The sequence below is a fragment of the Streptomyces sp. NBC_01750 genome (assembly GCF_035918095.1).
Taxonomy (GTDB): domain Bacteria; phylum Actinomycetota; class Actinomycetes; order Streptomycetales; family Streptomycetaceae; genus Streptomyces.
Genome location: NZ_CP109137.1, coordinates 7326191 through 7339670, shown reverse-complemented (window position 1 = coordinate 7339670; position 13480 = coordinate 7326191). Strand labels below are relative to the sequence as shown.

17 protein-coding genes are annotated in these 13480 nt (G+C 69.4%); 11 read left to right on the top strand and 6 right to left on the bottom strand.

Translation table 11 applies throughout. The features are described 5' to 3' along the window. Positions 1–47: 47 nt before the first annotated feature. Positions 48–554, top strand: coding sequence for an FBP domain-containing protein (locus OG966_RS33130; protein WP_326653719.1), 507 nt, complete (start codon positions 48–50; stop codon positions 552–554). A 7-nt stretch (positions 555–561) separates the two neighbouring features. Here the strand turns inward: OG966_RS33130 and OG966_RS33125 are convergent, their stop codons facing one another. Beyond that, positions 562–2100, bottom strand: coding sequence for an ATP-dependent DNA ligase (locus OG966_RS33125; RefSeq protein ID WP_326653718.1), 1539 nt, complete (start codon positions 2098–2100; stop codon positions 562–564). Between the two features lie 403 nt (positions 2101–2503). Between OG966_RS33125 and OG966_RS33120 the strand changes: the two genes are divergently transcribed. Continuing rightward, positions 2504–2659: a hypothetical protein gene (locus OG966_RS33120; RefSeq protein WP_326653717.1), complete on the top strand. Its 156-nt coding sequence runs from the start codon at positions 2504–2506 to the stop codon at positions 2657–2659. A gap of 58 nt (positions 2660–2717) precedes the next feature. On the opposite strand, the gene OG966_RS33115 is transcribed toward OG966_RS33120, so the two are convergent. Then, positions 2718–3329 carry a TetR/AcrR family transcriptional regulator gene (locus OG966_RS33115; RefSeq protein WP_326653716.1) on the bottom strand — a complete coding sequence of 204 codons (612 nt, stop codon included), beginning with the start codon at positions 3327–3329 and terminating at the stop codon, positions 2718–2720. 88 nt (positions 3330–3417) lie between these two features. Here OG966_RS33115 and OG966_RS33110 point away from each other — a divergent pair, with 88 nt between their 5' ends. From OG966_RS33110 to OG966_RS33095, 4 genes are all read left to right on the top strand, one after another. Next, entirely contained in the window at positions 3418–3936 is a 519-nt protein-coding gene (locus OG966_RS33110; protein WP_326653715.1) for a PH domain-containing protein, read from the top strand. Continuing rightward, positions 3933–5435, top strand: coding sequence for a PH domain-containing protein (locus OG966_RS33105; RefSeq protein WP_326653714.1), 1503 nt, complete (start codon positions 3933–3935; stop codon positions 5433–5435). Before OG966_RS33110 ends, OG966_RS33105 begins: the two co-directional genes overlap by 4 nt. 94 nt (positions 5436–5529) lie before the next feature. Further along, entirely contained in the window at positions 5530–6591 is a 1062-nt protein-coding gene (locus OG966_RS33100; protein WP_326653712.1) for a phosphatidylinositol-specific phospholipase C domain-containing protein, read from the top strand. 318 nt (positions 6592–6909) lie between these two features. After that, positions 6910–7719 (top strand): helix-turn-helix domain-containing protein, encoded by an 810-nt coding sequence (locus OG966_RS33095; RefSeq protein WP_326653711.1) that lies wholly within the window; start codon positions 6910–6912, stop codon positions 7717–7719. Here the strand turns inward: OG966_RS33095 and OG966_RS33090 are convergent. After that, a complete protein-coding gene (locus OG966_RS33090; RefSeq protein WP_326653710.1) occupies positions 7709–7882 on the bottom strand; it encodes a hypothetical protein in 174 nt (57 codons plus the stop codon). The genes OG966_RS33095 and OG966_RS33090 overlap by 11 nt on opposite strands. 333 nt (positions 7883–8215) lie before the next feature. Here OG966_RS33090 and OG966_RS33085 point away from each other — a divergent pair, with 333 nt between their 5' ends. The 4 genes from OG966_RS33085 (at position 8216) to OG966_RS33070 (ending at position 11446) form a co-directional block, all read left to right on the top strand. After that, on the top strand, positions 8216–8638 hold the full coding sequence (locus tag OG966_RS33085; RefSeq protein ID WP_326653708.1) for a hypothetical protein: 423 nt from the start codon (positions 8216–8218) through the stop codon (positions 8636–8638). A 335-nt stretch (positions 8639–8973) separates the two neighbouring features. Then, the gene (locus tag OG966_RS33080; RefSeq protein ID WP_326653707.1) at positions 8974–9327 is read left to right on the top strand and encodes a hypothetical protein; all 354 of its coding nucleotides are present in this window, start codon (positions 8974–8976) and stop codon (positions 9325–9327) included. 449 nt (positions 9328–9776) lie between these two features. Further along, the gene (locus OG966_RS33075; protein WP_326653705.1) at positions 9777–10082 is read left to right on the top strand and encodes a hypothetical protein; all 306 of its coding nucleotides are present in this window, start codon (positions 9777–9779) and stop codon (positions 10080–10082) included. A 143-nt stretch (positions 10083–10225) separates the two neighbouring features. Beyond that, positions 10226–11446: a serine hydrolase domain-containing protein gene (locus tag OG966_RS33070; RefSeq protein WP_326653704.1), complete on the top strand. Its 1221-nt coding sequence runs from the start codon at positions 10226–10228 to the stop codon at positions 11444–11446. A gap of 50 nt (positions 11447–11496) precedes the next feature. Here OG966_RS33070 and OG966_RS33065 read toward each other — a convergent pair whose 3' ends face one another. Together OG966_RS33065 and OG966_RS33060 are read right to left on the bottom strand one after the other, a co-directional pair. Next, positions 11497–11835, bottom strand: a complete 339-nt coding sequence (locus OG966_RS33065; RefSeq protein ID WP_326653703.1) for an ArsR/SmtB family transcription factor — start codon at positions 11833–11835, stop codon at positions 11497–11499. Between the two features lie 195 nt (positions 11836–12030). Further along, positions 12031–12405 (bottom strand): hypothetical protein, encoded by a 375-nt coding sequence (locus OG966_RS33060; protein ID WP_326653702.1) that lies wholly within the window; start codon positions 12403–12405, stop codon positions 12031–12033. A 297-nt stretch (positions 12406–12702) separates the two neighbouring features. On the opposite strand from OG966_RS33060, the gene OG966_RS40985 reads away from it, so the two are divergent. Next, positions 12703–13074 carry a GNAT family N-acetyltransferase gene (locus OG966_RS40985; RefSeq protein WP_406733695.1) on the top strand — a complete coding sequence of 124 codons (372 nt, stop codon included), beginning with the start codon at positions 12703–12705 and terminating at the stop codon, positions 13072–13074. Here OG966_RS40985 and OG966_RS33055 read toward each other — a convergent pair. Beyond that, on the bottom strand, positions 13022–13480 hold the full coding sequence (locus tag OG966_RS33055) for a hypothetical protein (RefSeq protein WP_326653701.1): 459 nt from the start codon (positions 13478–13480) through the stop codon (positions 13022–13024). The genes OG966_RS40985 and OG966_RS33055 overlap by 53 nt on opposite strands.

The following is a 13480-nucleotide window of genomic DNA, read 5'->3' as shown; positions in this document are numbered from 1 at the left end:
CCATAAATGGGATGCCCGTTCAGACGCGCTCTGTGTACGTTCCACCGGTGGAACCACTGACCGAAAAGCAGATCCGAGGATCCTTCGTCAACTGTACGAAGGGCGAGGCCACGCGTATGAAGCTGCCCATCGGTTTCGGCGAACTCTCCTGGGACGAGTTCGACTTCCTGGGCTGGACCGATCCGGGCGCGCCGCTGCGCGCGTATTTCGTGCTGCCGCGGGAGGGCCGTCCGGTCGGCGTCGCCCTGCGGGCGCCTTCCACCGGACGGACCAGTGCTGTCAAGTCCAGCATGTGCCAGGCCTGCTTCACGGAGCATGCCTCGTCCGGGGTGACCTTGTTCGCCGCCCCGCTGGCCGGGGCGGCGGGACGGGATGGCAACTCCGTGGGCACGTATCTCTGTGCCGACCTCGCCTGCTCGCTGTACATCCGCGGCAGGAAGCAGCCCAAACTGCGGGGCGGGCTGCACGAGGAGACGCTCACGCTCGAGGAGCGGATCACCCGCACGGTCGATAATCTGACGGCCTTCGCCGACAAGGTGATGGGGCTGCGCTGATCTGGATTCAGCTGCGCGAATCAATGACCTGTTCGATGGTGTCGGCCTGCCCGGCCGGCTTGTCGGGACGGTGACGCACGACGCGTGCAAAGCGGAGCGTGACGCCGGCCGGGTAGCGCGGGGAGCGCTGCACTCCGTCGTACGCGATCTCGACGACGAGTTCGGGGCGGACCGTCACCATGAACCCGTCGTCTCCGGTTGCCAGTTCACGCAGCCGCTCCGTCTGCCAGCGCAGCATCTCGTCGGTGAGTCCCTTGAAGGTCTTGCCGAGCATCACGTACGTGCCGTCGGCGGCGCGTGCGCCGAGGTGGAGGTTGGAGAGGAGTCCGGTGCGTCTGCCGTGGCCCCATTCAGCGGCCAGGACGACGAGGTCGAGAGTGTGCACGGGCTTCACCTTGAGCCAGGACCGGCCGCGGCGGCCTGCGACGTACGGCGCGTCCAGGGCTTTGACCAGGACACCCTCGTGGCCCCGGCGCAGGGTGTCGGCGAAGAACTCCTCGGCGGTGGCGATCTGTTGGGCGGATGCAGGATCTTCGACGACGGTACGGCGGACCCGCATCGGTTCGGGGACGAGGCGGGCGAGGACGGCGTGCCGGTCGCCGCCCGGGAGGTCGAGGGTCGGTTCGCCGTCGGCGGCGAGGACGTCGAAGAAGACGGGTGACAAGGGCAGCGTGGCGCGGGCCGCGTCCACGTCGATGCGGGAGCCGACACGGGACGCGATGTCCTGGAAGGGGACCGGTCTCCCGGCGTCGTCGAGGGCGATCACCTCACCGTCGAGGATGAAGTGGTCACCCGTCATTTCGCGTGCCGCGGCGGTGACTTCGGGGAGGCGGTCGGTGATGTCATCGAGGGACCGGGTGTAGATGCGGATGTCCTCACCGGTGCGGTGCACCTGGACGCGGATGCCGTCGAGCTTCTCCTCGACGACGCACGCGGCTTGCAGTGCCTGAACCGCATCGGTCACCGATTTCGCGGTGTGGGCGAGCATCGGCTGCACGGGACTTCCCACCCGCAGCCGGAACTGTTCGAGCGCGGCCGGCCCGTCGGCGAGCAGGGCGCGGGCGACGCGCGGCAGGGAACCGTCCAGCATCACGGCACGGCGTACGTCACCGGCCGGCGCGTCCGCGGCCTTGGCGACGGCCTCCAGGGCGATCGCGTCCAGCGCGCCCTGGCGTACTTCGCCCATCAGCAGCCGCATCAGGAACTGCTGCTCCTCGGCGGTGGCGGCGGCCATGAGCTCGCGCACGAGGCGTTTGCGCCCGGCTTGGGCACCGGGACCGGTGACGCCGGCGAGGCGGGTGAGGGCGGCATCGGTGTCGGACACGGTGAGGCTCGGGGTGTCGGCGGGCGGCGGGGGTTCCTTGAGGACGCTCCAGCCGATGCCGATACGGCCTTGGGGGACGCGTCCGGCGAGATACGAGATGACGAGCGCGACGTCGCCCGGCCGGGTACCGGCGAACAGTTCGGCGAGCGCGCCGATCTTGCGCGAGCGCGCGGAGGTGGCGGCGACCTGTTGGGACACATCGGCGAGTCGGGCCAGCAGCATGCGGCCCATGGTGCCGTGCGGCGCGGCGCGGCGCACGGCGACGGGTTCGCCTCCGGCGGGGAGCGGGTGCCTCCGGCCGGGAGCGGGGTCATGCTGCCCGGACCCGGAGTGCGGGTGCCTCCGGCCGGGTGCGGGTGCCTCCGGCGGGGCGCGGGTTGCCTCCGGCGGGGTGCGGGTTGCCTGCGGCGGGGTGCGGGGTCTTGTCGGGTACGGGCTCCGGCGCCCCTCCGGGCTCGACTCCTCGCGGTCGGCGGCGTACAGGGTCTTGGCGCGTGACCCGGGTTTTGCCGCCAATCCCCTGCGGTTCGCCGGTGGAAACCACCCACGAAGAACAACCACCAACGCCCCCGGCCCACCTCGACCACATGACCGGACGACTGCGCCACCGGCCCACGCTCACCACATGACCGAGCAACTGGCGGGGATGACCCTGCACGGCCCCTCCCCACCCGGACGAGACTCGCTCGGACCGCGGGAGGGCAGCGGTTCGCCGGTGGAAACCACCCACCCACAGCAACCACCAACGCCCCCGGCCCACCTCGACCACATGACCGGATGACTGCGCCACCGGCCCACGCTCACCACATGACCGGATGACTACAAGACCGGGTGCCCCCCTAGTCCCCGAACAGCCGGGCCACGTGCAGGTCCAGCAGACTCAGTGCCCGCTCCGGCGTGTGCACCTCCAGCAGCGTGTACGCCGTCAGCCCGTCCACCAGGCTGATCAGCAGCATCGCCTCGTCGTCCGGGACACGGTCCGCCGACACCTCCCCCCGTTCCACCGCCCGCCGCAGCAGGCCCGCGAAGAACTCCGCCAGCTTGGGGATACCCTCCCGCGCCTCCGCCCGCAGGCGCTCGTCGTGCACGGCACGAGCAAAATACGCCGCTCCCACCAGCGTTCCCACCCGGCTCTTCTCGTCCAGCGGCAGCATCCCCGCCAGGCACTCGCGCAGCACCGTCCGCGGCGCAGGCTCCTCGTCCAGGTCTGCGACGACCGCGCCGATGCGCTCCCGGATCCGCCGGTCGGCAAGCACGTTGATGTGCCGGAGCGCGAAGAGCAGCATCTCGTCCTTGGTACGGAAGTAGTGCTGCAGCCTGCCGAGCGAGATGTCCGCCTCCGCCGCCACATCCCGCAGGCTCACCCCGTCCAGCCCCCGCGTGCTCGCGATGCGCCAGAGCGCCTCGGAGATCTCCAGGCGTCTGGCCTCGTGGTCCACCTTCTTCGGCACCGCATCCTCACTCCCTTTTACAAGTCACTTGTACCGTTGTAACGTATCGCCGTCCAATACAGTTGACTTGAAAAGCGGTGACGGCTCCATGCCCCTCCACCCCGCCCCGCAGCTGCGGCCGCCCCGTCACCGGGTCGACCCCCGAGCCCGGCGCTGGTGGACAGTCCAGGCGCTCCTCCTGGTGAGCGGGCCGATGCTGCTGACGGCCCTCACGCTCGTGCTGCTCTCCGCCCTCTTCTTCGCCGGCGCGCTCCCCTGGCTCGCTCCCCTCCTGCTGGTCACGCTCGTCGCTCCGGCGCTCGGCTATCCGGTCCTCATGCCGCGCCGCCGCTACGCCGTGCACGCCTGGGAGCTCGGCACCCACTCCGTCTACGCGGCCGGCGGTTGGTTCTGGCAGCAGCGCAGGATCGCTCCGCTCTCCCGCGTGCAGACCGTGGACACCCTGCGCGGCCCGGTCCAGCGGTGGTACGGGCTCGCGACGCTCACCGTCACCACCGCCTCCACCGCGGGCAACATCAAGATCGCGGGACTGTCCGACGCCGATGCCGAGGAGCTGTCCCGGCGCATCGGCGAAGCCGCCCGGACAGCGCCGGGAGACGCGGCATGACCACTCTCACCGGGGCTGCCGCCGCATGGCACCGGCCCGACCCGCGCACCCTTCTCGTGCACTGCGGCTGGCTGGCCCCGCCGCTCGGCTCGCTCGCGCTCACCGCGCTCGCCACCGGCGGACGCATCCCGGCGAGCGGCTGGATCACCCTCGCCGCTCTCGCCGTCTCGTTCGCCGTCATCACCGCCACCGGCCTGATCCGCTGGTCCCGTACGCACTATCAGGTCACCGCCGACTCCTTCACGCTACGGAGCGGAGTGCTGAACAGGCGACGGCGCACCGTCCCGTTGCACCGCGTCCGCAGCGTTGATCTGACCGCCACACCGCTCCACCGGCTGCTCGGTCTCACGGTCGTCAGGGCCGGCGCCACCACCTCGGGCGACGGCCGCGGCGAGATCGCCCTCGACGCGTTGACGGTCCGCGACGCGCACCGGCTGCGTACCGCACTGCTCGCGCGCGCCGACGTTCACGCGCTGGCCGAGGACCCGGTGCTCGCCCGCATCGACCTGCGCTGGCTGCGCTACGCGCCGCTCACGTTCTGGGTGATCGGCGGCGTGGGCATCGCCTTCGGCAGCGTGTACCGCGTCTTCGACGGCATGGGCATCGAGCTGTGGCGGGTGGGCCTCGTCCAGGACTCGTTCGCGGAGTTCGGCAGCAGCGCGCTGTGGCTGACGGTCCCGGCCGCCCTGTTCGCCGTGATCGCCCTCGGCTCGATCGGCGCGCTCGCGCTCTACGTCGAGAACTGGTGGGGTTTCTCCGCCGTATGGACCGATGCGCGCACACTGACCGTACGGCGCGGACTGCTGACCACCCGGGCGGTGACCGTCGAACGGGCCAGGCTCCATGGCGTACTGCTCCGTGAGCCGCTGCTCCTGCGGGCCGCCGGCGGGGCGACTGCCTCGGTGGTCGCCGGCGGGCTCGGGGACAAGGAGGAGACCCGCAGGCGCAGCGCCCTCCTCCCGCCCGCACCGCGCGACGAGGCGCTGCGGGTCACCGCCGGTGCGCTCCGCATGCCCCAGCACCCTTTCGAGTCCGTGCCGTTGACCGCGCATCCACGGGCCGCTCTGCGACGCAGGATGATGCGCGGCCTCCTTTTCCTCGTACTCCCGGTGACGGCCGCGCTGCTCGCCCTCGGGGCACTGCTCGCGCCCGTCCTCCTGCACTGCGCCTGGATCTTCGCGCTGGTCGCGGCGCCGATGGTGTGGCTGCTCGCCCGGGACGCGTACCGCAGTCTCGGCCATGCGCTGCACGGCCCTCATCTCCTGGTCCGGGCCGGTACGTTCAGCCGCGACACGCTCGCGCTGGAACGTGACGCGATCGCGGCGTGGACCTTCTCCAGCTCACCCTTCGCCCGGCGGGCCGGCCTCGTCACACTCACCGCGGCGGTGGCCGCAGGTGAACACGGCTACCACGTAAGGGACTTGGCTGCCGACGAGGCGCCCGCCTTCGCGGCGACGACGGCACCGGGAATTCTGGACGAGTTCCTGCAAAAACGGTAACGGCCGAGTACCGTCTCCCCACGGTTCACTCAAGTCCCTTAATCTTCCGTCGATTTGATCGATCCGATGCAATCGACGTAAAGACAGGGGACCCATGGGGAAGCTCTCACGCGCGGCCGTGACGACCACAGTCGCGGCCGGGCTGCTCGCCGGCGCACTCGCTCCGGCGGAGGCGTCCACGCCCAAGTCGGCGGACCCGGGGCAGCTGCCCTACTCCTCCGCCACCTGGGTCGGCGTGCACAACGCCTACGAGAAGGCGAAGTACCCGTACTTCGCGGATGCACTCGACTCCGGCGCCGGGATGCTCGAAATCGATGTGTGGACCAATGTGTTCGGCAGATCGTGGCGCGTCTCGCACAGCAACCCCCTGGGCAACAACAACAACTGCGTGAACGCGGCGCGCGCGGCGGAGCTGCGCACCAAGTCCAGGAACCAGGACCTCGGCGGTTGCCTCGCGGACATGAAAGCGTGGCACGACGCCCACCCCGGCCACCGTCCCGTACTCATCAAGATGGAGATGAAGGACGGCTTCCAGGCCAACAACGGACGCGGCCCCGCCGCGCTCGACGCGCTGCTCTCCGCGCGGCTCGGCGACGCCCTGTTCCGTCCTGCCGACCTGGCGGGCGGCCGCCCGGAGCTCGACACGGCGGTACGGACGGACGGCTGGCCCGCCCGTTCGGCGCTCGCGGGCAAGTTCGTCATCGAGCTCATCCCCGGCACGGTCGAGGAGGGCAACCCCGCCGACTCGCTGTGGACCGACCGCGAGTACGCCACCCATCTGCGCGATCTCGCGGCGGCGGGCCGACTGCGCGAGGCGGGCGCGTTCCCGGCGGTGCACGGCGCGGCCGCCGGCGACCCCCGCACCCGGTACGCCGACGCCCGCATCCGCCCCTGGTTCGTCCTCTTCGACGGGGACGCCGGCACGTATGCGGGCGGCTCGGTCGACACCGCCTGGTACGACCGGAACCACTACCTGGTCGTGATGACGAGCGCGCACAGCGTGGCGCCCGCGATCGACGACACGAATCCGACCGAGACGCAGGCCCGGGACCGCGTCGGGCTGCTGGCGGGCCGCCATGCGAGCGTGGTCTCGGCCGACTGGTATCCGCTGCCGTCGGTACTCGCCACGGTGGTTCCGCGGGGCGGCGGCCAGTAGCGGGAGGTCACGCAGATCACAGCGGATGGGGGAGCGATGCGACGGAACAGCCAGCGATGGTTTACCGTTCATCTACATGTGGGTGTGGAGGGGACGGCGCCCCCGTACCTCACCATGTGCTCACAGGAACGGTCGTTCGACTGAAGCCCCTGTGAAGCGATTCGCCGGGAGGCGACCGCCATGCACACCCACCCCCTGGGCTGCCCCGGCCGGAGACCCCCGCTCCGGCCGGGGCTTCTGATGCGCGCGACCGGCGCCCGCCGCGAGGCGCGTGGCTGAGGCCGCATCATGCGGACAGGGCCGTACTACGGTCTGGGTATGACAACAGTCGGGTCCGGCACGGGAGTAGGGCCGCTGCTGCGCGGCTGGCGCGAGCGGCGCCGGGTGAGCCAGCTGGAACTGGCACTGCGCGCCGACTCCTCGGCCCGCCACATCAGCTTCATCGAGACGGGCCGCTCCCGCCCGAGCGAGGACATGATCCTGCGCCTGGCGGAGCACCTCGAGGTCCCCGTTCGGGAACGCAACGCGCTACTGCTGGCGGCCGGATACGCGCCGCGGTACGCCGAGACGCCCCTCGATGATCCGGCGATGGGGGCACTGCGCGAGGGAATGGAGCGGCTGCTGCAGGGCTATGAGCCATATCCGGCCACCGTCGTCGACGGCGTCTACACCGTGGTCGCCGCGAACCGCGGTATCGCGATGCTGCTGGAGGGCCTGCCGGAGCGCCTGCTGACGCCCCCTCTCAACGCCATGCGGATCACGCTGCACCCCGAGGGACTGGCCCCGCGTATCCGCAATCTGCGGGAGTGGCGCGGTCATCTGCTGGCCCAGATGGAACGCCAGATCGCCCTGGTCCGCTCCGAGCCGTTGCGCGAGCTGTACGACGAGGTCGCCGCGTATCCGTTTCCGGAGACCGGCGGCGACCCCGGCGACATGGCGGACCCGGCGCCGTACCCGTACTTCGCACTTCCGCTGCAGATCGAGCACGAGGGCCGGGTGCTGTCCTTCGTCTCGTCCGTCTCCACCTTCAACACACCGATGGATGTGACCGTCGCCGAGCTGGCGATCGAGACGTTCCTCCCGGCCGACCCGGCGACGGTCAAGTACCTGCAGTCGCTCACGCCGTAGTGGCGGCGCGCGGCGCGGACCACTGCAGCACGGCGAAACCGGCGACGGTGATCGCCTGCACGGGGATCCAGACGGCACCTGCGGCGCTCGGCTCCAACCACAGCACGAGAGCGGCGACGCTGAGGACGGCCCAGAGCAGATTGGCGTCGACGACGAACTTCACGGGCAGCTGCGGCGGCTGCCGGCGCGAGGCGAGAGCGCCGACGCCCGCGGCGAACAGAGTGCCACCGGCGAGGACACCCTCTCAGAGGTCACTGGAGATGGCCGGCGGAGGCGGGGCAGGACATGCACTGGCGTCCGTCGGCGTGCAGGTCCTGGATGGCAGTGAGGACCGGACCGGACCCGGCAGTACGGGGCTGTGTACCACCCGCCTTCGATCTGCTCGGCGTCACCCGGAGGACCTCAACTCGCCGCCATGCAAAACAAGTTGACGTTCCGATCATGAGTGCTGTGTCATCTCACTTCAATCGAACACCGGCACGACGGGAAACTCTTTATGAAGCTCAAGAGACTGGCACAGGTCGGTCTGGCCCTGGCGGCGAGCGCGATCATGGTCGCCGGGATGGAAGGTTCCGCCTCCGCGAGCGGGCTCAACGTGTCCGTCAGCAAGAGCTGGGGCACTTCGACGTTCTACCCGGACGGTGACTGGCTCTACATCACCGACCACTCCGCCGACGGCTACGCGGTGTACGGCAAGATCCAGCAGCGGGTATGCGCCAACGTCGGCTGCGACGGGTACACCTGGCAGGACCTGCGCACTGGTTGCTACGACACCACCAGCATCGGCGACAACGGCACCGAGATCCGCCAGTGCAACTACGACATCACCGAGAACATCACTGTGCGCGTGTGCGAGGCCCGCTACAGCGGTGGCAGCCGCTACGGCGACTGGTACTGCAGCGACGAGACCAAGTCCTGATTCCGGGCAAGCTCTACGCCTACGGGGCGGGGTCGCATCGTAAAGGTGCGGCCCGGCCCTGTGAAGCCAATACCTGAGTGACCTCCGGGCAGGACACCAGAGGCTTGTAGCGGTCGGTATCCCGCCCATGGGCCGCACGGGATCCGTGGAGGCGAACCCCTGCCCCAACCTGGCCGTGTTGGAGCGACTGACCACCGCCGTGCCGTTCGAGATGAGCGACGAAGGATCGCCTTCACCCGCCGCTATCTCCCCGAAGACCGCATGGTTGAGCTATACACCAAACAGGTCGGGCGGGTGGTGTCGTCTGGGCTGCGGTGGGCGCTTACGGGGTGGCGGTGCTGACCCGTGCGGAGGACGCCGCCTCGGACGCGACGGTGGGTCTCGGGCAGCGGATCCTCCAGTTGGTGTGGCGGCGTGGGGACAAGGCGGGCCGGGACGAGCTGGAACGAGTGGTGGGGGAAGCGGCCGACGAACAGGACGACGCCTACACGACGGCTGTGCTGAGCAGGCTGCTCAAGGGTGCATTGGAGGACGATCCCGAGTTGCGGGAGGAACTGGCCGGCGTACTGCCCGCCCCGGCCGCGGACACGGTGGACATCACCGCTTCGGTGAGCGATCGATCGCCGGTCAGCACATCGGTACCGCGATCACTGGTGACGGCCACACCCTGCCCCGGTCGTGAGCACTGACGACGCCGCGTCCGGGCCGCGGTTTGAGGCTGTCGGAGCGCGCTCGATAGCGGCCCAGCAGATCGGCAACGCCTCCACAGGCAATGTTGTGCTGCCCGCCAAGGCGTTGTACGCACCGGACAAGGTCACTGCGGCCCCAGGCATCTCGAACCTGCCTCCGGCCCCCTCTGTCTGGGACGTGAAGAGGAACTGGCCCGGCTGCGACGGGTGCTGGACGGCCGGGGTGAGGGAGCGATCACGCAGAGCGGAGCGGTGCACGGCCTGGGCGGGATTGGTAAGAGCACCCTCGCCCTGCGATACGCCCATCGCCACCGCGGCGACACACCCTGATCTGGTGGATCAACGCTGCATCCCCCGACGAGATCGAGTCACCGTTCACCGACTTCACCGGGGACCTGGTTCCCGACTGGGCTGTCACAGACGGGCGTGCAGCGCAGGTGGCGTGGGCGATGCAGTGGCTGGCCTGGCATCCGGACTGGTTGCTGGTCTACGACGACGTCGAGGACCCCGACCACCTCGCCCCCTACATCGGCGCACTACACCAGGGGCATCATCTGGCCATCAGCCGCCGCACCACGGGCTGGCCCGACAGCACCATGACCCTGATCCTCGGAAGCCTCCACCCCGACGACGCCACCACCCTTCTGTGCCGCCTCGTCTTCAAGGACACCGCTCCCACACCACGGCAGAGAGCCGACGCCCGCGCGCTCGCCGGGGATCTGGGGAATTTGCACCGACACCCCTGGAAGGGCTGACCACCCGTGATGCGTGCCCGGGGCCATCCGGCGGGAACGGCGCAGGTCGCGCGACGGGTCGGGCGCTCCTACGATGGGAGGAGCACCCATCGGGGGTGGTCTCGGGGACCGCTTGTCTGACGCGGGATCAGAGGTGACCGACCATGGGCAGGTACCGCCCGACCCGAGCGCGTCGATCCCGTCGGGCGACCGTACCCGCCGCCGCGGCCCTCCTCCTCGCCGCCCTGTGCGCAGGCACCGGCCCCGACCGGTCCACCACCACCTCGGTAGGGCAGAGCTTCGATCCCGCCACCGTGCAGAAGCTGGACGCGGCGATCACGAAGATCATGAAGCAGACCAGCATCCCAGGCCTCAACATCGGCCTGTGGATGCCCCGCTGCGGTGTGTACGAGAAGTCCTTCGGCGTCGCGGACAAACAGACCGGCACACCCATGAAGTCCGACCTCTACACACGGATCGGCAGCGTCACCAAGACCTTCACCGTCACCGGCGTCCTCCAGCTCGTCGACCGGGGCAAGGTCGGACTCGACGACCCCATCTCTCAGTACGTCTCCGGCGTCCCCGGCGGGGACGTAATCACCGTGCGCCAGCTGGCCGAGATGCGCAGCGGTCTCTTCAACTACACCGACGACGAAAGGTGGCTGGCGGCCCTGCGCTCCGACCCGCACCGCTCCTACACACCGCGCCAGCTCCTGGACATCGCCTTCAGACATCCCCCGACCTTCGAACCCGGCGCCAAGTGGGAATACAGCAACACCAACACCACCCTGCTCGGGATGCTGGTCGAGAAGGTCAGCGGGCAGAGCCTCGGCGACTACCTCCAGGAACACGTGTTCACGCCGCTGAAACTGACCGACACCTCACTGCCCGGCGACAGCGCCATGCCCGACCCGCACGCCCATGGGTACACCAACTTCACGCCGACCGGCGCCATCGCCGACGCCACCAACTGGAACCCCTCCTGGGCCTGGGCCGCCGGGGGAATCATCTCCGACCTCGACGACCTGCACACCTGGGTCCCTGCGCTCGCGGACGGCCGGCTACTGACCAGAAAGACACAGGCCGAACGACTCCGGACACTCTCGATCGGCATCCCCGGAGCCTCGTACGGCCTCGGCATCCTCAACTTCAACGGCTGGCTCGGCCACAACGGGGACCTGCCCGGCTACGAATCCATCGCCGCCCAGCTCCCCACCGAGCAGGCCTCCCTGGTGATACTCATCAACACCGACACCGACTACAAGGGCAAGAACCTGTCCACCGTGATCGGAAACGCAGTCACCTCCATCGTCACCCCCGACCACCCCTGGTCCCGCCCCGCATCCACCCAACCCAAGCAGTCCCCGGCCCCGAGCAACCGCTGACCGAGCCCTGCCGCGGCCACCGGGCCGGGCTCTCGCGATGCCATGCCGGTTCACCGACTCACGTCGGCCTGCCGCAACTCGGCCAGCAACTCGTCCTGACCGACGATGAGTTCGGTGAGGATTCGGCGGGCCGCACGGAGTAGCTCCGCGACATCGCCACCGGCCAGGGCGTAGCTGACGGTGGAGCCGTCGCGGATGGATACGACGATGCCGGAGCGGCGCAGCACCGCGAGCTGCTGGGACAGGTTCGACGGTTCGATCTCGATCTCGGCCAGCAGGTCTCGCACTGGTACGGGGCCGTTCTGCAGCAACTCCAGCACGCGTATGCGGACGGGGTGTCCGAGCATGCGGAAGAACTCCGCCTTGGCCTGGTACAGCGGTACCTGCATATGAACGCTCCTGCTGGGTTCGACGGCCTGCCGTATGTCGAGGCCTCTGCTGCCGCCGCCGGGGGCGTTGCAGCGCAGGGTCGATCCTCCCGCCTCCCGGTACCGCACTCCCAGGGGGTTCAACGCATCGGGATGTGGCTACTTGAAGAAATCTTCAAGTCATGGGCAGACGAAGGCGGGAGAGACCGACGGTGCCTAGATCTCGAGCTCTGCCTCTACGCGCTTCAGTTGGTGACGGGCCATGGCCAGGTTCGACTTGGCCTTGTCGAGTACGAGGTAAAGGAAGAGACCGTTGCCGCCACGACTCTTGAGCAGGCGGATGAGGTGGTACTGGGTGCCCAGGGTGATCAGGACGTCCTCGATCCCGTCTTTGAGGCCGAGTTGTTCGATAGTGCGCGTCTTCGCCCGGATCACATCGGTGTTGCCGGCCGCCGCGACGGCCAGATCGAGGTCCTTCCCGCCCCCGAGAGTGCCCAGCGCCATCCCGCTGGTGTAGTCCACGAGGGCGGCCCCGAGACTGCCCTCGATCGATGTCATGGCTTCCTTGAGAGAGGTCTCCACACTCGGCACGTCAGCACTCACTCCTCGTCAGACTGCATGGGTGGACGGCAGTTCGCTCCTGCGGCTGCCGACGGACTGCGACGATGACGCTACTGATCGTGTGCAAGGTGCGGATGGCTCATGCCATAACCACGATGCAAGCGGCGATCAGCCTTTAGGATGCGCAGCCGGCGACCGCTCCCGCCGCTCACAGGCAACGGCCCGGCCCGCGGGCCGGGCCGTTGCCTGTGCCGCCGCGCACATGCGTCTCCGGACCGGCTCTCCAGGCCTTCCCGTGAGTTGACCTCGTGATCTTGCCCGGAAAGACTGCCGGAAGTCGCCCGTGCATGTGCTCGGCGGGAGGGGCGGATGATGGGTGTGACGTTCGAGCCGATCGGCCGGTCCGAAGAGGCAGTAGGGCAGCTGGATGTGGTTGTGCCTGCCTACCAAGAGGTCTATGCGGAGCCGCCGTACCGCGAAGGCCCCCAGGATGTCGCCGATTTCCTCGTGCGTGCCCGGCGGCGGGCGACGCGGGACGGATTCCGGCTCATCCTGGCGCGGGACGCCGACGAGGTTGTGGGGTTTTCGTTCGGCTACTGGCTACCTGCGGATACGGGGTGGTGGAGTGCCATGCTGGAGCCGCTGGTCAGGCCGACGGTGCCTGGGCGCAGTCCAGTTCGGCGTTGGCCCGGGCGGTGACCGCGGTCAGTACGCGGCTTGCCGCCGCCAGGTCTTCGGCCGGGAGGCCGCCGTACAGCCGCTCGGTGATCCCGGCGGTGGCGGTGCTGATCCGGCCCTGCAGTGCCCGGCCCGCGTCCGTGAGGCAGATACGGGACTCGTTTCCCGGCAGCGTCTCCACCAGCTTGGAGGCCGTCAGGTCGGCGATCGTCGCCAGCGCCACCGATTCGTCGATCTTCAAGGTGCTTGTCATCCGGAGGACGAGCCGGTCACGGTCCATGACGGAACCGCTGTCCGCGGTGGCGTTGAGTGCCACCACCTGATGGAACGTGGCGCCGGTGCCGGCCACCAGGCGTTCCAGGACGGCCCGGGTGGCGTAGTGCGCCTGGCCTATGACCTGGCCGTTGAGGGGCGGGGTGGTGGACAT